Origin of the sequence: Jiulongibacter sediminis (genome assembly GCF_001306455.1) — a bacterium.
Lineage (GTDB): Bacteria > Bacteroidota > Bacteroidia > Cytophagales > Spirosomataceae > Jiulongibacter > Jiulongibacter sediminis.
This window is the reverse complement of the sequence record NZ_LGTQ01000010.1, coordinates 21,363-41,686: the sequence shown is the minus strand read 5'-3', so window position 1 is coordinate 41,686 and position 20,324 is coordinate 21,363. Positions and strand designations below refer to the sequence as shown.

Here is a 20,324-nt window from a genome sequence, read left to right as displayed (position 1 = left end):
AAAAAACCTTAACAACAAAAATGGCTGGAATTTTAGATCTACTAAATAGCGACCTCGGTAAAACAATTATTAGCGGTGTAAGTGGAAGCACGGGGGCTCCGCAAAACAAAACTGCTGACTTACTAAGCATTGCAATGCCGGTATTAATGGGTGCGATGCAAAAAAATGCTTCCAGCCCGCAGGGTGCTGAAGGTCTTTTAGGAGCAGTTATGGGTAAGCACGACGGAAGCATCCTTGATAATCTTGGAGGTTTATTCCAAGGCGGTGTTGATGATTCAGTAGTAAACGATGGTGCCGGAATTCTTGGTCATATTCTAGGTAGTAAGCAAACTAATGTGGAAGCAGCCCTTAGTCAAAAATCAGGTATGGATATGGCTCAGGTTTCCCAAATTCTGAAGGTAGCTGCTCCGATCCTAATGGGAGTCTTAGGTAAGCAAGCAAGACAAAATGGTGTTCAGGATGCCGGTGGTCTTTCTAATGTTCTTGGCGGACTTCTTGGTGGTGGTCAGGGAAGTAGGCAGCAAAGTCTTATTGAGACATTTCTTGATGCTGATGGTGATGGTAGTATTCTGGATGACGTAGCAGGTATGGTGTTAAATAGTGGTGCTAAGAAAGGAGGTCTGGGAGGTTTACTTGGTGGTCTCTTTGGCAGAAGATAATTTACCTTCAAATAGGTGAAAGTAAAAGCCCCGGGTTCATTTGAACTCAGGGCTTTTTTATGTCACTATCTATCTTTTGAATTAAGCCTCTTTGGCAGATTCCGATTCCTCAGTTTCTTCAGAAGGTTCATTCAGATCGCTATCTTCTGATTTTTCTTCCTCGTCAGAGTCAGATTTCTGATCCATATACTCTTGATAGGCAGTTGGTTTGTCGAAAGGACGTTCACCGATTAGCTCAACGAGGTCACTTTGATAAAGAATTTCTCTTTTGAGAAGCTCCTGAGCTAGTTTATCTAATTCTTCTCTCTTTTCAAGTAACAGGTCACGAGTTCTTTTATAGGCTTCATCAACCAACTTTTTAACTTCCGCGTCAATTTTATTTGCAGTTTCGTCTGAGTAAGGCTTTGTGAAATTATATTCACTTTGACCTTTAGAATCATAGAAAGAAAGATTGCCGATAGCATCGTTCAATCCATAAATCGTCACCATGCTGTAGGCCATTTTAGTGATTTTCTCCAGATCACTTAGGGCACCTGTTGAAATTTTCCCGAAAACCACATCTTCCGCCGCACGACCACCCAAGGCCATACACATCTCGTCGAACATTTGCTCTGTTCGGTAAAGGTATTGCTCTTTTGGAAGATATTGAGCGTAGCCTAAGGCCGCTATACCACGAGGGACAATACTCACTTTAACCAATGGATTTGCATGCTCCAGGAACCAACCCGTTACAGCATGACCGGCTTCATGGAACGCCACAATCTCTTTCTCTTCTGGAGAAATAAGTTTGTTTTTCTTCTCTAAACCTCCAATCTCTCGATCAATGGCATCTTGAAAATCAATCATTTCTACAGCCTTTTTCTCACGGCGGGCAGCCAAAAGGGCAGCTTCATTACAAACGTTTGCAATTTCAGCACCAGCAAAACCTGGAGTTTGAGTCGCCAGCTTTTTAGCATTTACTTCGTCGGCAAGTTTCAACGGTCTCATATGAACCTTGAAAATCGCTTCTCTACCATTGATATCCGGTGCATCTACGCTGATTTGTCGGTCAAAACGACCCGGGCGAAGCAACGCAGGATCAAGAACATCAGGGCGGTTTGTCGCTGCAATGATGATGATTCCGGCCTCTGACCCAAATCCGTCCATTTCTACCAGAAGGGAGTTGAGTGTATTTTCACGCTCGTCATTACCTCCAGGCATGGCACCACGGCCTCTTAGTCTACCTACAGCGTCAATCTCATCGATGAAAATGATGCATGGTGCCTTTTCTTTGGCTTGTTTAAAAAGGTCTCTTACTCTGGCTGCACCAACACCCACAAACATTTCTACAAAATCAGAGCCTGAAAGTGAGAAGAACGGAACGCTCGCCTCACCTGCCACAGCCTTTGCCATCAGGGTCTTGCCTGTACCCGGAGGGCCAACGAGAAGGGCTCCTTTTGGGATTTTACCACCCAGCTCAGTATATTTTTTCGGCTTTTTCAGGAAATCAACAATTTCAGTTAACTCTTCCTTAGCCTCATCCAGGCCAGCCACATCTTTAAAAGTGATTTTAACCTTATTGTCCGTATCAAAAAGTGCTGCTCTTGATTTGCCAATATTGAATAAGGCACCGCCAGGGCCACCGCCACCCGCCATTCTGGTCATCAGGAAGTACATTAAACCAAAGAAAAGGATCAACGGAAGCCAATTGAACAAAGTGTTCATGATATCCTCACGATGAATTGGCTCAGGGTAAAGCTGAGTCTTGCGGGTCTCTGAAAGGCTCGAGTTTTTAATAAAGTTATTGAATTCAGTCATAAACGCGACTTCGCTAACGATATCAACTTTCATGTGAGGCCCGGATGTATACCGGTTATTGCCCAGCAAAGTTTTGTACTCCTGTTTTTGAAGGGCTTCAGATGAAAGTGTAACTTCTACTACATCCGCTCCCGAAACTACGGCGACTTTATCGACATCCCCGTCCAGAACCATTTGCTCCAGCTCTTTATACTTAATTGGGGACAAGCTTTTGCTATTTGAGAAAAACATTACCCCAATGATTCCGAGAATTAAGGCGAGAATAATCCAGCCCTGAAAACCCGGTCCACTCCCCATTGGTGTCTTTTTCTTGGGTTTAGGAGGTAATGAGTTGTTTTCTTGTGACATATAATTTGATTTATAAAATTCTTATTGGATTAGAGAACAGGGGTTTTAGAAGGCTTCATGTCTTCACCAAAATAGGTGAAGTCGGCATCACCCCACAAGGATTCGATATCGTAAAAAGATCGCTTTTCTTTCTGGAAAACATGAACCACGACATCGACGTAGTCAAGCAGTATCCACTCACGGTTTTGGCGACCTTCACGATTCCAGGGATCCTGATTTGTTTTTTTGTATACGGTTTCTTCAACGGATTTTGCGATGGCATCAATCTGAGTGTCAGAATTACCGGAACATATCACAAAATAATCTGCAATAGCATTATGCACCTTCCTTAAATCCATGACAATGATGTTGCCTGCTTTTTTCTCAATCATCCCCTCTAAGACATTCAGGCTTAATTCAGAGCTTGAAAGCTGCTTTTCTTTTTTCATTCAGTATCTTTTACAACTATTTTTGCGGAAGTACCCGATGACATTGTTTTGTAGTTTTCAGGTACTCATTTTAAACGAGCTAAGTTAAGACATCTTGAACAATATTCAGCCCAAAACTCTTTTTACAGGCAAAAAGTCCATTTACCTGCCAACTTGTCATTCTACTAACGACTGGGCCTCTCAAAAAATTCAATCCGAGAGTCTGGACGAAGGCACAATTGTACTAACGGACAATCAGACCCATGGAAAGGGTCAAAGAGGCAATAAGTGGTATGCAGAACCGGGCAAAAACCTGACATTTACGCTAATTTACAAACCGTTTTTTTTACCGGTTTTAGAACAGTTTAAACTCAATGTTGCTGTTTCCTTGGCTATTGCTGATGCTCTTTCAGTATTTTTGAAAAATGAAGAGGTAAAAATAAAATGGCCGAATGATATTTTTGTGGGTCAGAAGAAGGTGGGTGGAATCCTTATTGAGAGTATGATCGCAGGTAATGTTCTGGCAAATAGTATGATAGGGGTGGGTGTGAATATTAATCAGCAGCACTTTTCTGTGCCTTTGGCCACTTCGCTGAAGAATTTGACTAATCAGACCTTTGTGAAGGAAAATGTTCTTGAAACCCTATGTGAAAGCATTGAAAAGGAGTATCTCCATTTAAAAAACGGGAGTTTCGCTCTTCAAAAAGAACGTTACCTTGACAGAATGTTCAGGAGAGAAGAATGGCATATATATCTGGAAAACGGAGAGGAGTTTGAAGGAAGAATAAAGGGTATAGGCCAGGACGGCAGGCTTTTAATGGAAACCAGATTAGGACTTATTCAATTTGGGAATAAAGAATTTGAATATATCATTTAAAAATTGTTCTAATTTGACCGCCATCGCATCTATTTAAATATTTTTGTCAAGCACTTCATGTGAATCATCAATGATTGAAACATTAGAGAAGCAAAGACTTAACGAGAGAGCAGACAACCGGGGTTGGAAAAAGTGGGGGCCTTATCTCTCTGAGCGTCAGTGGGGTACGGTTAGGGAGGATTACTCAGTTTACGGTGATAGCTGGCAATACTTTAGCCATGATCAGTCCAGGAGTCGGGCTTACAGATGGGGGGAAGACGGTATAGGCGGCATCTCTGATAATAAGCAGCACATTTGTTTCTCTTTTTCTTTCTGGAATTACAAAGACCCTATTCTTAAAGAAAGGCTATTTGGCTTAACCGGTGCGGAAGGAAATCATGGAGAAGATGTAAAAGAGCTTTACTATTATCTGGATAGTACGCCCACGCACTCTTACATGAAGATGCTTTATAAGTATCCTATTGAAGAATATCCATACGAAAAGTTATTAGCCGAAGGCCGTAATCGCAGTAAGCTGGATAAGGAATTCGAGATTCTTGACACCGGTATATTTGACAAGGAGAACTACTTCGATATCTATATTGAGTACGCTAAAGCTGGCCCGAATGACGTACTTATTAAGCTAACTGCTTATAACCGTTCTAAAAAATCAGCTAAGCTGGCTGTTTTGCCAACACTTTGGTTTAGAAATACCTGGTCATGGGGTTATACTTCTCACCCGCGTAAGCCAATGCTGACCGGCATTGCAAACAGTCAGGTAGAGATAGATCACGAGCTTTTTGAAAAGTATAAGCTTTATCTTAAGGACGCAGATCAGCTTTTGTTTACGGAAAATGAGACCAATATGGAACGGGTGTTTGGTAAGCCAAACAAAAGCTCTTTTGTGAAAGATGGCTTCAATGAATTCCTGGTTCAGGGCCGGAAAAAGGCCGTCAATAAAAACAAGATCGGGACGAAAATGGCCGGTCTTTATGAAAGAGAGGTCCCTGCCGGTCAAAAGATTGAAATCAAATTAAGACTTTCTGAGAATACCCACCTTCATAATCCTTTTGAGGATTTTGATGAGCTTTTTACCGCGGCTGAGCATAACGCCGATGATTTTTATTCAAAGGTTCAGAAGGACATAAAGTCTGAAGAACAGCGTAAAATTCAACGGCAGGCCTTTGCCGGTATGATGTGGTGTAAGCAGTTCTACTATTATAATATTAAGCAATGGGCTGATGGTGATCCCAAAATGCCTTTTGATTTTTATGGGAGAAACTTTGAGCGAAACAGTACGTGGAAACACGCTTACATGCACAATATTCTCTCTATGCCTGACAAATGGGAGTACCCTTGGTTTGCAGCATGGGATCTGGCTTTTCATACGGTCACCCTTGCGAAAATCGATTCAGATTTTGCCAAAAGGCAGCTTGCGGTAGTTTTGCGTGAGTATTATATGCATCCCAATGGACAAATTCCGGCTTATGAGTGGAATTTCTCTGATGTTAACCCGCCGGTACATGCCTGGGCCACCTGGAAAGTCTACGAAATTGATAAAAAACAACGTGGTGGAAAAGGAGATGTTAAATTTCTTGAACGCATTTTTCATAAACTTCTGCTGAACTTCACTTGGTGGGTAAACCAGAAAGACGAGGCCGGCAACAATATTTTCGGTGGTGGTTTCCTTGGGCTTGACAATATTGGTGTTTTCGACAGAAATGCTCAGCTACCAAATATGACTCTTCAGCAGGCAGATGCCACTGGCTGGATGGCCATTTTTACGTTAAATATGCTTCGCATTTCTTTGGAAATTTCTTTGGAGAGGGAGGTTTACCAGGATATGGCTTCTAAGTTTTTTGAGCATTTTCTGCATATCGCGGCAGCCATCAATAACAAGATGGAAGAAGGCAATATGGGTCTGTGGGATGAAGAAGATCAGTTTTATTACGATAAGCTTCACACACCCGATGGTAGAACTATTTTCATGAAAATTAAATCTTTGGTGGGTTTAATTCCTTTATGTGCAGTAGAAGTCATCCATGAAGATTTACTCGAAAAATTGCCAGCTTTCAAACAAAGACTGGAGTGGGTTCTAAAAAATCGTCCGGATTTAGCCTCGCTGATTTCAAGATGGCATGAGCCCGGCAAAGGGGAGACACATTTGCTTTCCTTATTAAGAGGCCACCGAATGAAAATGGTATTGAAAAGACTCTTTGATGAAGAAGAGTTTCTGTCGGATTACGGAATCAGGTCTTTATCTAAATTCCATGAGGAAAACCCTTATGATTTTCATTTAAATGGAGAAGATCTTACGGTACGCTATACGCCGGCGGAGTCTGATTTATCAATAATGGGAGGTAACAGTAACTGGCGAGGACCTATCTGGTTTCCGTTGAATTACCTGATCATTGATGCCTTACATAAATACTCGCACTACTACGGTGATGACTATGAGGTGGAATACCCAACAGGGTCAGGCGAAATAACGACCATCTCAAAAAGTGCTTATGCTATTTCCAGAAGGCTAATCAAAATTTTTGAGCGGAATGGTAAAGGGATTAGACCTTCTTTGACTCAGAATAAGCATTATGATGGCGAGAAATACTTCAAAGATCATTATCTCTTTCATGAATATTTCAATGGTGATGACGGCTCAGGCTGTGGTGCCTCGCATCAAACAGGCTGGACGGGTCTGATCGCTGATCTTATCGAAGAAGTCAACAGCGGAAAGTAATTTAATCCAATAGATTTTTGAGCTCATTGAGCTTTAACAGAGCCTCAATGGGCGACATTGAATTTGGGTCCAAACTCCCTAATTTTTCTTTCAACGCCTCTACTTTTGGATCAGGCGAGTCAAAGAAGCTTAACTGATAGTTGTTTTTCGGGGCCTCCTTTATTTTCTCTTTATTCTTCTCTTTAATGTGGTCTTCTTCCAGATGGTGAAGAATTTCGCTTGCCCTTAAAACGATAGATTGCGGCATGCCGGCGATTTGAGCCACGTGAATACCAAAACTATGTTCACTGCCGCCTTCTTTTAACTTGCGAAGAAAGACCACTTTTCCATTGACCTCTTTTACGGCCACATTAAAGTTCTTGATTCTTGAAAAATCTTCCGTAAGCTGGTTAAGCTCATGGTAATGTGTGGCAAAAAGCGTTCTTGGTTTGTATTTCGGGTGATTATGGAGATACTCTGAAATACTCCAGGCAATACTCACCCCGTCATACGTACTGGTTCCACGGCCTATCTCATCCATAATAACTAGGCTTTTCTCACTCAGGTTATTGAGAATAGAGGCCGTTTCAGTCATTTCTACCATAAAAGTGGACTCGCCTCTGGAGAGGTTATCACTGGCACCTACGCGGGTAAAAATTTTATCAACGAGACCGATATCAGCAGCCTCAGCTGGCACAAAACTGCCAATTTGAGCCATCAGCACAATAAGTGCAGTTTGACGAAGCAAAGCCGACTTACCTGCCATGTTTGGCCCTGTAATAATAATGATTTGTTGCTCTTCCTCGTTTAGTTGTAAATCATTCGGAACATAACTCTCACCGGGAGGTAATTGTTTCTCAATAACCGGGTGGCGGCCATTTTTGATGTCAATGGTGTTTGTTTCATTGAGAACCGGCTTGGAATAATTATTCTGAAGAGCAATTGTTGCAAAACTAGCAAGGGCATCAATCGTTGAAATAACCCGTGCATTTTGCTGGATTTGCCCTACAAATTCTGCGGCAGCCAGAACAAGATTATGGTATAGCCGATGTTCTATCTCAAAAATCTTTGATTCAGCGTTGAGGATTTTCTCTTCGTACACTTTAAGCTCCTCAGTAATATATCGCTCGGCATTGACCAGTGTCTGCTTTCTTATCCACTCTGTTGGTACTTTATCTTTGTGAGCGTTGCTGACTTCAAGATAATACCCGAAAACCTTATTGTAGGCTATTTTAAGAGATGGAATTCCGGTGCGATCAGATTCTCTTTTTTGAATACCCACCAAATAATCTTTACCGGAAAAGGCAATAGATTGATATTCATCCAATTCAGGATCAACTCCGGTTTTGATAATACCGCCGTGATTGCTCACGTTAGGGGCATCATCTTTTATCTCTTTAGTAATTCTGCTCACCAGAAATTCACAATCAGAGAGTTGATTGGCATATTTCTCAAAGACTTTATTTTCGGCCGCCAGGCTTTGAAGCATTTCCCTTAGGGGAGCCACTTGTTTAAGAGCCCTGTTTAGCTGGATCATTTCCCGCGGGTTTATTCGGCCTACGGCTACCTTAGAAATCAGCCTCTCCAGATCACCGATTGGCTTAAGTAGGGTCCGCAATTCCTCCAGTAACTCCTGGTTTTTGACAAATACCTCAACAGTATCTTGTCTATCAGCTATAGGTTTTAACTCCTTCAAAGGCAAAACAAGCCATTTGCGAAGCATACGAGCACCCATTGGTGTAATAGTGTCATCAAGGATATCGATTAACGGAACGCCACCTTCATGCTGAGCAAAAATGAGTTCAAGGTTGCGAATGGTGAAACGATCGAGCCAGACATATTTCTCTTCATCCAGGCGTGTCAGGCCGGAAATATGATTGATTTCCTTGTGCTCAGTATCAGAAAGATACTGAAGAATTACACCGGCAGCAGTAATTCCATCTTTCAAACTCTCAATACCAAAACCCTTTAGTGTACTGGTTTTGAAATGTTGGGTTAGAAGCGGATAGGCGAAATCATAAGTATAGGCCCAGTCATCAAAAGTGTAGGTATTGAACCGATCACCAAAGGAGCTCTCAAAGTTATTTTTATGTTGTCGGCAGTAAATGACTTCTGCCGGAGCAAAGCTTTGCAATAATTTATCAATGTATGCTTTTGAGCCTTCTGTCGTCAAAAACTCACCCGTTGAAATGTCAAGGAAAGCCACCCCAAAATTTTCCTTTGCACCGAAATGTACAGAGGCGAGATAGTTATTTTGTTTGGTTTCCAACACATTATCATTGTAGGAAACTCCGGGTGTTACTAATTCTGTAACTCCTCGTTTCACAATTCCTTTTACCGTTTTCGGATCTTCCAGCTGATCACAAATAGCCACCCTCTGACCTGCTCTCACCAGCTTTGGCAAGTAATTATCCAGTGAATGATGCGGGAAGCCAGCCAGCTCCTGATTAGCTCCTCCGTTATTCCTTTTGGTGAGCACAATTCCCAAAATCTTTGAAGCTTTGATAGCGTCTTCGCCAAAAGTCTCATAGAAATCACCAACCCTGAACAATAGCAAAGCTCCAGGGTATTTGGCCTTAATTTGATTGTACTGCTTGTTTAAAGGAGTTTCTTTCTTAGGGCTTTTTGCTTTGGCCATCTGGGGTTTGAGAACAGTATTTTAGTATGATTCAACAGTTCTCAAAATTAGGAAAATTGAATGACTAACCTTAGCAATTTGATTAAAGCTCACGAAATGAATTTAATTCCTCTTTGATATAGATAATAATATGTTTTGTAAGTAGAATATTCACGTTGATACAACAGAGTTTTGAACTATAAACGGATTGCCTAATTTGTTGATGTTAATCATCAATTAAACTTAATAACTATGAAAATTCAACTCCTATCAGCAGCTGTTTTGGCCGGACTGGTCTTTTCCTGTACTGATAATCAAACGCCTGAAATGGCTGTTTCAGAAAAGGCTCCTGAGCTAAAGAAAAGCATGAGGTCTTTAAGAGTGACGGGAGATCAAACCGTAGCTGTTTATATGGCTGAGTATATTACAATCGATGCAGCCACCGGGAACACCGTTTTCTTTAATGACAGAGGGAATAAACAACTCTCTGCCGATTTTGTGCCTCTAGACCCACGCAGAGGCGGCCGTGCAAACATTACTTATTTGGTGGATGACGAGTTTACGTCGGACAATGGTTTGACAGCCGCTGAACTGGAGCAGGCCATTGATAATGGGATGAACACCTGGGATGCCGAAGGTTGCTCAAATCTTGGTATTACCAAGGTTCCATACTCGGGGAATTCCGGCTTTGTTTCCTCTTCTTTGGGCTTTGGAGGAGATATTACTCTTGATGCTGATATTCAGCACAGTGGTTTTTTGCCAAGGGCGTTTTTTGATGCTCTGGCTCCTGGTGGTGGTGACTTCATTCTCGGAGTAACTTTTACTTTACTTTGGCAAGATGGTGCCGGCAACTTTACGGATATCGATAATAACGGAAAGTTGGATGTGGCCTTCAGAGAAATTTATTATAACGATAAGTTCAGCTGGAATACCGATGGAAATAGCTACGATCTGGAAACCATTGCTTTGCATGAATCAGGTCACGCTTTAAGTCAGGCTCACTTCGGTAAGGCCTTTAGAAGCGGCGGTAACGGAAAACTTCATTTCTCCCCAAGAGCAGTTATGAATGCAGCTTATTCCGGTGTTCAGAGAGACTTGAAATCAACAGATCACTCAGGGCATTGTAGTAATTGGTCTTCCTGGCCAAATAACTAAGGTTTAATCTTCATAAGTAGGATAAAGGCTGCTTTCATAAGGAGGCAGCCTTTTATTTTTTGAAGTAAGCCTCGGCAAATCGCCGTCCCATTTCTCGTTGAGCCATGGCATTAAAATGGATTTTGTCTCCCTTTTCAGGCAAGTCACCAGTGAAAATCAGGTGGGCATTTGGGTCTGATCGGATGTATTGTTCAATCTGCTCATTAATGCCTTGCCAGTTTTCATCATTTTCAGAATAGGAGCCAAGTTGACCTAAAAAAACGGGTAGATTTTGGTCATCAATTACAGTTCTGAATTGTTGCATAAGCATTTTCAGGCTTTCAGCATGTTTCTGTATTTCTTGTTGATTAGCATTTGTTTCTCCCTGATGCCAAAGAATTGCCTTCACTATTCCGAAGGATTTAGCGAGAACTACTTTTTCTTTAAAGTTAGTCATTAACGGTACATCATGATGCGGGCGATTTTCAAGCCATTGATATATAGAACTCCCTCCAATTGCGGTAGGGATCATCAAAATTGAAACATCTTCAGGCACTGCTTGTAACATGGTTCTGGCAAAAGAAAGACCACAGTCGAGTCCGGTGCGTGGAGGTTCATACCAGTGCAAAGGTTCTTTGGCCTGAATGAGCTGCCCTTCAGCATTGATGGAAAGAATTCTTTCATTTGGCAGGGTATCAGTGGGCGAAACAAAACCTCTGCCTGCCATATTTGATTGACCGGCCATAATGAAAACCCAAACCTTTTCTTTTGAAGGCGGAGCATTCACAATTTCCGTCTCTTTAGGAAAGTTGACTTTCCAGTCATTTTGAGCAAAGGTGCCAAAGCTTAAGAAGACTAAAATCAGTTTCAAATATTTCATAGAGTTCAGTTTCAATAGTTTCTCAATTTTGAGATTATCGGGATCAGTAAAAAGAAAAGTCTGCCATCCTGTGAATTGAGAAGATCAAAAATCTTCGGGAATAATTTCTTTGACCCGACCTACCTCTCCGGTATCCAGCATCACTTTTATACCATGTGGATGAAAGCCAGATTTGGTTAGAATTCTTTTGACAAAACCATTGGTGAGTTCGCCAGATCTTTGATGATGTTTTTGTACTATTTCTACTTCATCGCCTATCTGTATATTTTCTCGTTTTCTTCCGTCATTCATAAAAGCAAAGAAACAAAAAGGCCTTCGCTTCTGAAGCAAAGGCCCTCGTTTTAGGCTGAATTTTGTTTAAGATCTGAATTTTCTTTTCCACATTTCATGATGCATTTTGGAGTCACGGACAGATAGACGGTATAAATAAACCGTGAGTCCAATAGCTAATGCACCTAAGACAAGATTGAGCACTCCCACTCCCTGAGTGGTGAGTATCACAAAAGGCATAGCGAAAATACTGAACATAGCCGCAAGAGATACAATATAAAGCAGCTTGCTAATATTCTTGCTTCGGCTTCGAAGTTCGGTAAATGAAAGATTTTGAAGAGTAGAGTTTTCCATCATAGTATAGAATTAAGTTGTAAATTATTCAGGGTGAGGACAATATACAGATATATGAATTGAAAAACTAGAAATCATTTACTTTTAACATTTTGATTATTTCTATAAATATTTCAATAATGTGAGAAGGTCACTTTCTTTTCTTAGGTCAAGTTTATTCTCTCTAATGATATCCATTACCTTTTTTGTGAAAGGCCCGAAGGCTTTTAAACCAGGGTCAATTTGTCGGAATCGTTCATTATTTACGAGGTAATATTTGTTCTGACTAATAAAGCTGCCCTGATAACTTTCTGCTTCTGATGTGTCAATAATCTCAGGATGTTTAAAGTCTGTAATCAGATATTTTACGGACCTTTTGTAATAGGTTTTCTCATTGATTACCAATCGTTGATAATAATACTTTCCAGCTTTTTTAAATTGGTCGTCAAACCTCTCAAAAAGATGACCATTAATCTCGAATGCATTTGGTTTTATCTCAAGAGCTGGTTGAACAGGTCCCTGAGAAAAGTAAACTTTATCGTTTAAAAGGTTGTAAGCAAGAGTCCCTGAAACCGGTGCCGAGTTTTTGAAAAAAAGAGTTCCTTTATGCCATCCATTGAAAAATAGTGGAGTACCTAAGTATTTCTTAGAGATGTTTTTACGGTCGAGCTGGTTAGTGTTAAGATTGACAAAATCTGCTATGCTAATAGTGTCCCCATAAGCATTAGTATCAATTTTAAAGTTATTTGAAGGCAGGTTAACTCTATCCTGAATGTAATGATTTGCCGCTTTTTGAGCAAAAGCAGAGAACTCCGGAAGGAAAAAGCAAAGCAGGCATAAAAAGTATTTCATCAGGGTTCGCTCTTTCCACTAATTTATCAAATTCAGGTTCAGTAAAACAAAAAAGCATTGCTCGGGGAAGAGCAATGCTTTTGAGTAAAGGTCAGTTAATACTATAACCTTACGATATTGGCCCCGATAGCATTCAGACGTTCGTCAATAAACTGGTATCCACGGTCAATTTGTTCTATGTTATCAATAATACTGGTACCATCAGCAGATAAAGCAGCGATAAGCAACGCCACACCTGCTCTGATGTCAGGGGATGTCATTCTTATCCCTCTTAAATTATGATGACGATTCAGACCCACTACCGTTGCCCGGTGAGGATCGCATAAAATAATCTGAGCTCCCATGTCAATCAATTTATCGACAAAGAACAAACGGCTTTCGAACATTTTCTGATGAACCAGCAACGTACCTTTAGCCTGAATAGCCGTCACTAAAATGATAGAAATGAGGTCAGGCGTAAAGCCAGGCCATGGAGCATCGTAAATTGTTAGAATTGAACCATCTATCAAGGTATTGATTTCATAATTTTCCTGAGCCGGAATGTGGATATCATCACCTCTGAACTCCATCTGAATACCCAGTTTTCTGAATGTATCCGGTATAATTCCAAGTTCTTTGATTTTACAGTCCTTGATCGTGATTTCTGATTTGGTCATTGCCGCCAGACCGATGAAAGAGCCAATCTCAATCATATCAGGCAGCATGGTATGTTCGCAGCCACCAAGTTCCTCGACACCTTCAATGGTCAGTAAGTTAGAACCAACCCCCGAAATTTTAGCTCCCATGCTGTTCAGCATTTTGCAAAGCTGCTGCAGGTACGGCTCACAGGCTGCGTTATAAATGGTAGTGGTGCCTTTGGTCATAACCGCAGCCATGAGCACATTAGCTGTTCCGGTTACTGAAATCTCGTCCATCCAAACATATGCACCTTCCATCTTGCTACCCTCCACAGTGTAGAAAGCATCTCCGGCTTCGTATTCAAAAGTGGCTCCGAGTTTTGTGAAGCCTACAAAGTGCGTATCCAGTGGCCTTCTCCCGATTTTATCACCACCAGGCCTTGGAGCTTTCCCTTTGGCGAAGCGACCCAGCATTGGCCCTAAAAGCATGATAGAGCCTCTCAATGAAGATGCTTTTTCCTTATAACTGTCGGTTTCAAAATAGTCAAAATGTACTTCAGAGGCTTCAAACTTGTATGAGCCTTCACCCAATTTTGTACGTTTTACTCCCATATCTTCCAGCAGCTCCATGAGTTTATTCACATCTCTGATGCTGGGGATATTATTAATGATGACAGCCTCTTTGGTAAGCAAAACAGCACAAAGAATCTGAAGAGCTTCATTTTTCGCTCCCTGAGGAGTTAACTCACCTTTGAGTTTCTTACCTCCAGTAATTTTGAATGATGACATTTTATAGGAAAAGGAAAGGGTTTAGTTTCTTCTCTTTTTGAATTTATTGTTGCGGTTATTTCTGTTCTTGTTGAACCTGCGACCGCCATTTCTGTTCTGCTTCAATGACCCGTTTGGTGTATTGGCATTATTGAAGCGATTCGGCGTACGGTTACCATCTTTAGGATTAGCTTCCATAATAATGCCGTCGCGTTTCAGTTCATTTACTTCATCCTGAAGTTTGTATCCTGAAAGTTCAAGAATCTGATCGAGACAAGTGTTGGTCTGGATGGTGTCTTTATTCCACTGCTCGTAAAAGTTCTGCATCAGTTTTACCAGATATGACACAAAAGCCTTACGCTCGTTTTTTGTTGGAGCCACCGTGGCTTTCAGGACCAAAAGCTCAAGGTTTCGACCATAATACTTATGTTTCAGTTTGGACTGATTATAAGGTACACGCATTGGTTTTTTTCCCAAAGCCTCTTTCGGAGGTGGCGGAAAAGGGCTGTCAACATCCAGCTCAAAATTGGCCATGACATAAAGGTCATCCCAAAGCTTTTTGGAGTAATCGTGACCATCACGCATCTGAGGGTGAATCTGACGCATTAGTTCGATCAATATATGGGCATGCTTGGTACGCTTATCTCGGTCTTCTACAGAGACCACATGCTCTACCAGCTTTTGGACATTACTTCCGTATTCTTTCATTTGTTTGTCACCTATTTATTTCAATGGTCATCAGCGACCTTTGACGATCAGAATCAGCATTTTTTGAGTGGTAATGTGATTCCCAATCTTTTCAGTTTCGTTAAATTATTTGGAAAAACAACTGGGAACTATCCCTTCTAAATTGCTCAGTGCAGGGGGAATGCATCGTTATTATTCCCGGCAAATGTAGCAAAAAAACGACGTATCCTTGTATTTTTATCCCAAATTCAAATTCGACAATTCATGTCAAAAAAGCTTTCCTTAGTAAGTTTTCTGGTCCCATTAATTCTAGCCTGCAATCAAAATACGGTCCCATTAGTTGAAAAGACAGAAGAACCTCAATATCAAGCTCTTTATGAAAACTCTGAGTACCAAAAACGTGAATTCAGAGGAGTGTGGATTGCGTCTGTAGCCAATATTGACTGGCCAAGCCGCAAAGGGCTAAGTTCGGATGAGCAAAAGGCAGAATACATCAAACTTGCCGAAAAGGCTAAAGAGACGGGTTTGAATGCCCTTTTGGTTCAGGTCAGGGCTGCTACAGATGCTTTTTATCTCAAGAGTCCTGAACCTTGGTCTGAGTGGTTGATGGGCGTGCAGGGCAAGGCCCCATCGCCTGTTTATGACCCTATGACTTTTATGATTGATGAAACTCATGAAAGGGGCATGGAATTTCATGCATGGCTGAATCTGAACCGTGGAATGCACAAAAAAGCGAGTTCAGTGATGTCAGATCATTTGATTTATACCCGTCCTGAATGGTTTTTGACTTATGACGGTTACAAGCTTTTCAATTTTGGCTTACCGGAAGTTCGGAAATACATTAAAGATGTAGTCATGAATATTGTTCGCGAATATGACGTGGATGGAATTCATTTTGACGACTATTTTTATCCCTACAAGGTCACGGGTCAAAATTTGAATGATGAAGTTACCTTCAAAAAATACCCCGATGGTTTAAGCAATATTGAGGACTGGCGAAGACACAATATTGACCTGATTGTCAAGGAGATTTCAGAAGGAATCAGGGCTGAAAAGCCGTGGGTAAAATTTGGAATAAGTCCATTCGGTGTTTGGCGAAATAAGAGTGACGACCCCATGGGTTCAGAAACCAGAGGGGGGCAGCCGTCTTATGATTTCCTTTTTGCTGATACCCGAAAGTGGGCTCAGGAGGGCTGGATTGACTATATTGCTCCGCAAATTTATTTCCCTTTTGAACATAAGTTGGTGCCGTATGCCACACTTACTGACTGGTGGGCTCAGCACAGAGGTAAGGCTGATCTTTATATTGGGCATGGAGTCTACAGAGTAGATGAAGAGTCAAGTCAAAGCCCCTGGCGAGACGCAAATCAAATAGGCCGCCAGGTTGACTACAATCGCATGAGTCGGAATGTGAATGGGAGCATTTTCTTTTCAGCAAATGGTTTTTTGAAGAATAATCTTGGGGTAGCAGACTCCTTGAAAAACCGGTTTAATATTATTGCCTTGCCGCCGGTTACAGGGCAAAAGGATATTCCGGCAGATTGTTCAGTATCAGATCTATCGATTAAGAACTCAGGTTCGGCTAAAACGTTGTTCTGGAAACTTAATAAGGCAGAATTTTCTGTAATCTATAGATTTGAAAAAGGGGAGTCTTTAAATCTGAATGATCCTTCTAAAATATTGGCGATTGGCAAATTTGAACGTTTTAGCGATCAAACGGCTGTGGCCAATAAAGCGTATATTTATGCTGTAACCGGTCTTGATCGTTTTAAAAGAGAGAGTAAACCGGATTTTATTGAATTATAAGAACACCATGATCACCCCCAAGGAAATCTCTGAAAATCTTAAGAATACATCTTCAATTTTTGTTGAAGCACTGAAACACTATTCAGAGTCTGATTTTGAATTTAAACAGGCTGAAGAGATATGGTCTTTAGGGCAAATGTATGATCACCTGTACAGCTCCGGTATTTACTTTTTTCTTGCGAATATTAACCGATGTCTCGAGAAAAGGAAGGGATCAACGGATGCTGAGCCAAGTGATGCCGGTAAATATGTGATGGCTCAAAATGCTATTCCTCCAAATAAGTATATCAGACCCGGGACGGGGAAAACACCTGACCCGGAGTCGAAAGGTGTTGAGTTCTACAAAAAGGCTTTTCCTGAATTGATACAAAGCTTACTTGAGAAGGAAAAGGAAGTGGAAAATGACGAAGGTAAATACAGGACAGAGCATCCGTTTTTTGGATTTTTAAACGCGAAAGAGTGGTACCAGAATACGGAAATCCATATGCGGCACCACCTTCGTCAAAAAGCAGAGCTTGAAGTATACATTACTCAATAACGACGGCTGTGCCTGAGGCTGTCACCATCAACATACCATTTCCCTGCCCAAGTGTTTCATAATCCAGATCAATACCAATGATGGCGTTGGCTCCAAGTTTCTGAGCTCGTTCTGACATTTCCTTTAAGGCAGTGTTTTTTGCCTCATTCAATACACGTTCGTAAGAGCCTGATCTACCACCCACTATATCCCGAATGCCGGCAAAAAAGTCTTTGAAAATATTGGCACCTATGATGGTTTCCCCCGTTACAAGTCCTTTATAAACGGCTACTTTTCTTCCTTCAATATTGGGCGTTGTTGTTAATAGCATAATTCATTTTTGTTTTGATTGAAAACCAATCTAAGCAAATCCTAAAAAGCTTGAAAGGGGATGTTTATAAAAGGATTAGAGTCCGTTTAAGTGGATTTAGGCTTATTTCATTTTTAATCTTCTGATCAGAAATGAAGTCATGATATGATCAAAACCTTCGTTGATATCGGCTTCAATAAAATCAATTTTGTATTTCCCGCAGCGAAGCTTCAGCTCTTTATAGAAGTCTTTGATAGCTGACTGATAATGCTCTTTGACCTGAGAAGGTTGAGCTCTTACTTTTTCCCCGGTTTCAAGGTCCGTAAACTCATATGGCCGTTCTTCAAACTCAAACTCCCGTTCGGTTTTTTGATCGGTGACATGAAAAAGCAATACCTCATGCTTATTGTGCTTCAGATGTTGAAGTGCGGAGAACAAGACATTAACGTCGTCCATCCGCTCAAACATGTCGCTGAATATTACTACCAGTGATCTTTTGTTGATCTTATCAGCAATCAGATGGAGGGTTTCGGCTACAGAAGTGGCCTTGTTAGGCTGGCTGGTCTGCATCAGGTTTTCCAGCTCCAGATAAATATTATGGATGTGGCCGGGTGTTGATTTTACGGGCAACTGAACCTCAATCTTGTCTGAGAAAGAAGTCAAACTTACAGCATCACGTTGTCTCTGCATTAAATTCGCCAAAGTACCTGCTGCCATGCAGCTGAACGTCAGTTTCCCATTGTTCTCAGTCGGGTAGTACATCGAAGAGGAAGTATCAATTAACAGATGACATCTCAGGTTTGTTTCCTCTTCATACCTTTTGACAAAAAGACGGTCTGTTTTACCATAAACTTTCCAGTCAATATGACGGGTACTTTCTCCGGAGTTATAAAGACGATGCTCGGCAAATTCAACCGAAAATCCGTGAAAAGGCGATTTATGGAGACCGGTAATAAAGCCCTCTACGAGTTGTTTGGCGAGTAGTTCTACATTACCATATTCTCTGATTTTCCCCAGATCCAGATTTTTCATATCGTCGTGTTTTATGGTTTCCGAAATACTTCGGCTACATTTTCTACGAATTCAACAATTGGGCGTGCTGGATTCACATATACCTCACCGTTTTGCCCCACTACAAAAGCTTCAATATTCGCAACCCCGGAATTAATCATATTAATTTTTTTAGCGGCTTCAAGAGATAAATCAATTACCCGTCCTTTCACATAAGGCCCACGATCATTTACCCTGACCACCACCGTAGAGTCGTTTGCGGTATTTCTGACTTCAAGCATTGTGCCGAAAGGCAAAGTTTTATGAGCACAGGTCAGTTCAAATTTATCCATTCGTTCTCCATTTGCAGTGATTTTACCATGGAAATGTGGGCCGTAATATGATGCTCTTCCTTCAAAACGTGTACCTACAAGAGGACTGTCTGGTCCGGGACCAAAGAGGAAGAGGAAGAACATGTAAAAACCGATGGCTTTCATGGGATAGTTTGAAGTATTAAAACAAAGGTACGACTCTGATTCTCAATTGATGAAGAAGAAGTCTTAATAAATCAAAAATGGGTTGATTCAGGGAGTTGAATTTTTAGGGGATTTATTTTTATTCATCATGGAAAAAACTATTTTTGGTGCCATTATTTAACTCTAAACCCTATCATAGACAGTGCAACGAGAAGACAGAGAAATGATCTACTCAAAACGAGTACGTGCAGGGAAACGCACCTATTTTTTTGACGTAAGAGCCACCAGATCAAATGATTACTACTTAACGGTGACTGAAAGCAGAAGACAGCAGAGAGACGGAGAATTTGTCTATGAAAAAAGTAAACTTTTTGTCTACAAAGAAGATTTCAACAAGTTCGTAGACGCTCTGCAAGACACAGTAGATCATATCAAAAAAGAGCTTTTGCCTGATTTTGATTATGATCAGTTTTCAAATGATTCCGAAGAGGCTGACACTGTTGCTCAGCCAGCCAGTGTTTCTCAGGATGAAAGTTCTGAAGATGCTTTCAGTAATTCAGATTTGAAGTGGGAATAGGTCAAAGCATTTGACCCGATGAAATTTCAGAAAGCCCTTTTTTAGGGCTTTTTGCATATTTAAGCATTGCGTTAGCCACTTTTTTGGCCTCAATCGCCTTGAAGTTTGCCGGTATAAGAAAGCCAATGGCCTTCATTACCCATTGTCCGATTTGCTCACCCAAACGGCTTTCTTGTCTGTCTCCCAGAAGCATTGAAGGTCTGAAAATTCCAAGATGATCATAGTTTAATTCTTTGAGTGAAAGTTCTACCTCACCTTTCACTCTGTTGTAAAAAAACATTGATTTGGGGTCCGAGCCCATCGCTGTGACGATGGCAAAAAGCTCGGAACCATTGTTTAACCCGGCCTTTGCTGTTTCAAAGGGATATTGATAATCTACTTTTTTAAAATTCTCCTGGCTCCCTGCTTTTTTGATCGTTGTGCCAAGAGTGCAGAAAATATGATCTGCGTATATCTTTGAAAGGTCAGGATTGTTAAAATCAACGATCTCTTGTTTCAGCTTTGGATGATTTATGTCCAGTTGTTTTCGACCTACCGAGGTTACTGATTGATAAAAATCATCCACTAGGAGTAAATGGAGTAATTGCCGACCAACTAAGCCACTGGCTCCTACGATAAGTGCTGTCATTTTCTGCATAGTCTACTAAGTCATTTCTTATGATTATGGTTCAAAATTGGGTATGAATAAGGTCCAAATGCTGATATTC

General features: G+C 41.1%; 20 protein-coding genes. 7 read left to right on the top strand and 13 right to left on the bottom strand.

Going from position 1 to position 20,324, the window contains the following annotated elements:
- Window positions 1-20 precede the first annotated feature (20 nt).
- The gene (locus AFM12_RS13225; protein WP_055149003.1) at window positions 21-659 is read left to right on the top strand and encodes a DUF937 domain-containing protein; all 639 of its coding nucleotides are present in this window, start codon (window positions 21-23) and stop codon (window positions 657-659) included.
- Between the two features lie 81 nt (window positions 660-740).
- Here the strand turns inward: AFM12_RS13225 and ftsH are convergent, their stop codons facing one another.
- Both ftsH and rsfS read right to left on the bottom strand, forming a co-directional pair.
- On the bottom strand, window positions 741-2,804 hold the full coding sequence (ftsH, locus tag AFM12_RS13220) for an ATP-dependent zinc metalloprotease FtsH (protein WP_055149001.1): 2,064 nt from the start codon (window positions 2,802-2,804) through the stop codon (window positions 741-743).
- Window positions 2,805-2,833: 29 nt separating this feature from the next.
- Window positions 2,834-3,232, bottom strand: a complete 399-nt coding sequence (rsfS, locus tag AFM12_RS13215) for a ribosome silencing factor (RefSeq protein WP_055148999.1) — start codon at window positions 3,230-3,232, stop codon at window positions 2,834-2,836.
- Between the two features lie 94 nt (window positions 3,233-3,326).
- Between rsfS and AFM12_RS13210 the strand changes: the two genes are divergently transcribed.
- Together AFM12_RS13210 and AFM12_RS13205 are read left to right on the top strand one after the other, a co-directional pair.
- Window positions 3,327-4,088 (top strand): biotin--[acetyl-CoA-carboxylase] ligase, encoded by a 762-nt coding sequence (locus AFM12_RS13210; RefSeq protein ID WP_055148997.1) that lies wholly within the window; start codon window positions 3,327-3,329, stop codon window positions 4,086-4,088.
- Window positions 4,089-4,158: 70 nt separating this feature from the next.
- Window positions 4,159-6,804, top strand: a complete 2,646-nt coding sequence (locus tag AFM12_RS13205; RefSeq protein ID WP_055148995.1) for an MGH1-like glycoside hydrolase domain-containing protein — start codon at window positions 4,159-4,161, stop codon at window positions 6,802-6,804.
- A 1-nt stretch (window position 6,805) separates the two neighbouring features.
- Here the strand turns inward: AFM12_RS13205 and mutS are convergent, their stop codons facing one another.
- Window positions 6,806-9,421: a DNA mismatch repair protein MutS gene (gene mutS, locus AFM12_RS13200; protein ID WP_055148993.1), complete on the bottom strand. Its 2,616-nt coding sequence runs from the start codon at window positions 9,419-9,421 to the stop codon at window positions 6,806-6,808.
- 231 nt (window positions 9,422-9,652) lie between these two features.
- Here mutS and AFM12_RS13195 point away from each other — a divergent pair, with 231 nt between their 5' ends.
- Window positions 9,653-10,555 carry a zinc metalloprotease gene (locus AFM12_RS13195; RefSeq protein ID WP_055148991.1) on the top strand — a complete coding sequence of 301 codons (903 nt, stop codon included), beginning with the start codon at window positions 9,653-9,655 and terminating at the stop codon, window positions 10,553-10,555.
- Window positions 10,556-10,607: 52 nt separating this feature from the next.
- On the opposite strand, the gene AFM12_RS13190 is transcribed toward AFM12_RS13195, so the two are convergent.
- From AFM12_RS13190 to AFM12_RS13165, 6 genes are all read right to left on the bottom strand, one after another.
- Complete coding sequence (locus tag AFM12_RS13190) at window positions 10,608-11,414, bottom strand: sialate O-acetylesterase (protein ID WP_055148989.1); 807 nt, start codon at window positions 11,412-11,414, stop codon at window positions 10,608-10,610.
- A gap of 84 nt (window positions 11,415-11,498) precedes the next feature.
- Window positions 11,499-11,705 carry a YwbE family protein gene (locus AFM12_RS13185; protein WP_055148987.1) on the bottom strand — a complete coding sequence of 69 codons (207 nt, stop codon included), beginning with the start codon at window positions 11,703-11,705 and terminating at the stop codon, window positions 11,499-11,501.
- Between the two features lie 66 nt (window positions 11,706-11,771).
- Window positions 11,772-12,041 carry a hypothetical protein gene (locus tag AFM12_RS13180; RefSeq protein WP_055148985.1) on the bottom strand — a complete coding sequence of 90 codons (270 nt, stop codon included), beginning with the start codon at window positions 12,039-12,041 and terminating at the stop codon, window positions 11,772-11,774.
- 99 nt (window positions 12,042-12,140) lie between these two features.
- A complete protein-coding gene (locus AFM12_RS13175; protein ID WP_055148981.1) occupies window positions 12,141-12,869 on the bottom strand; it encodes a hypothetical protein in 729 nt (242 codons plus the stop codon).
- Between the two features lie 101 nt (window positions 12,870-12,970).
- On the bottom strand, window positions 12,971-14,275 hold the full coding sequence (gene murA, locus AFM12_RS13170; RefSeq protein ID WP_055148979.1) for a UDP-N-acetylglucosamine 1-carboxyvinyltransferase: 1,305 nt from the start codon (window positions 14,273-14,275) through the stop codon (window positions 12,971-12,973).
- Window positions 14,276-14,296: 21 nt separating this feature from the next.
- Entirely contained in the window at window positions 14,297-14,962 is a 666-nt protein-coding gene (locus AFM12_RS13165) for a DUF4290 domain-containing protein (RefSeq protein ID WP_055148977.1), read from the bottom strand.
- A 243-nt stretch (window positions 14,963-15,205) separates the two neighbouring features.
- Here AFM12_RS13165 and AFM12_RS13160 point away from each other — a divergent pair, with 243 nt between their 5' ends.
- Entirely contained in the window at window positions 15,206-16,747 is a 1,542-nt protein-coding gene (locus AFM12_RS13160; protein WP_082391340.1) for a glycoside hydrolase family 10-like protein, read from the top strand.
- Window positions 16,748-16,754: 7 nt separating this feature from the next.
- Window positions 16,755-17,285, top strand: coding sequence for a DinB family protein (locus AFM12_RS13155; protein WP_055148975.1), 531 nt, complete (start codon window positions 16,755-16,757; stop codon window positions 17,283-17,285).
- Here AFM12_RS13155 and AFM12_RS13150 read toward each other — a convergent pair.
- From AFM12_RS13150 to AFM12_RS13140, 3 genes are all read right to left on the bottom strand, one after another.
- A complete protein-coding gene (locus AFM12_RS13150; protein WP_055148974.1) occupies window positions 17,275-17,595 on the bottom strand; it encodes a heavy metal-binding domain-containing protein in 321 nt (106 codons plus the stop codon). The genes AFM12_RS13155 and AFM12_RS13150 overlap by 11 nt on opposite strands.
- A 102-nt stretch (window positions 17,596-17,697) precedes the next feature.
- Entirely contained in the window at window positions 17,698-18,606 is a 909-nt protein-coding gene (locus AFM12_RS13145; protein ID WP_055148972.1) for a DUF58 domain-containing protein, read from the bottom strand.
- An 11-nt stretch (window positions 18,607-18,617) separates the two neighbouring features.
- Window positions 18,618-19,061 carry a septal ring lytic transglycosylase RlpA family protein gene (locus AFM12_RS13140; protein WP_055148969.1) on the bottom strand — a complete coding sequence of 148 codons (444 nt, stop codon included), beginning with the start codon at window positions 19,059-19,061 and terminating at the stop codon, window positions 18,618-18,620.
- Window positions 19,062-19,263: 202 nt separating this feature from the next.
- On the opposite strand from AFM12_RS13140, the gene AFM12_RS13135 reads away from it, so the two are divergent.
- Window positions 19,264-19,617, top strand: a complete 354-nt coding sequence (locus AFM12_RS13135) for a DUF3276 family protein (RefSeq protein ID WP_055149517.1) — start codon at window positions 19,264-19,266, stop codon at window positions 19,615-19,617.
- Between the two features lies 1 nt (window position 19,618).
- Here AFM12_RS13135 and AFM12_RS13130 read toward each other — a convergent pair whose 3' ends face one another.
- Window positions 19,619-20,245 carry an oxidoreductase gene (locus AFM12_RS13130; protein ID WP_055149515.1) on the bottom strand — a complete coding sequence of 209 codons (627 nt, stop codon included), beginning with the start codon at window positions 20,243-20,245 and terminating at the stop codon, window positions 19,619-19,621.
- Between the last annotated feature and the right edge of the window lie 79 nt (window positions 20,246-20,324).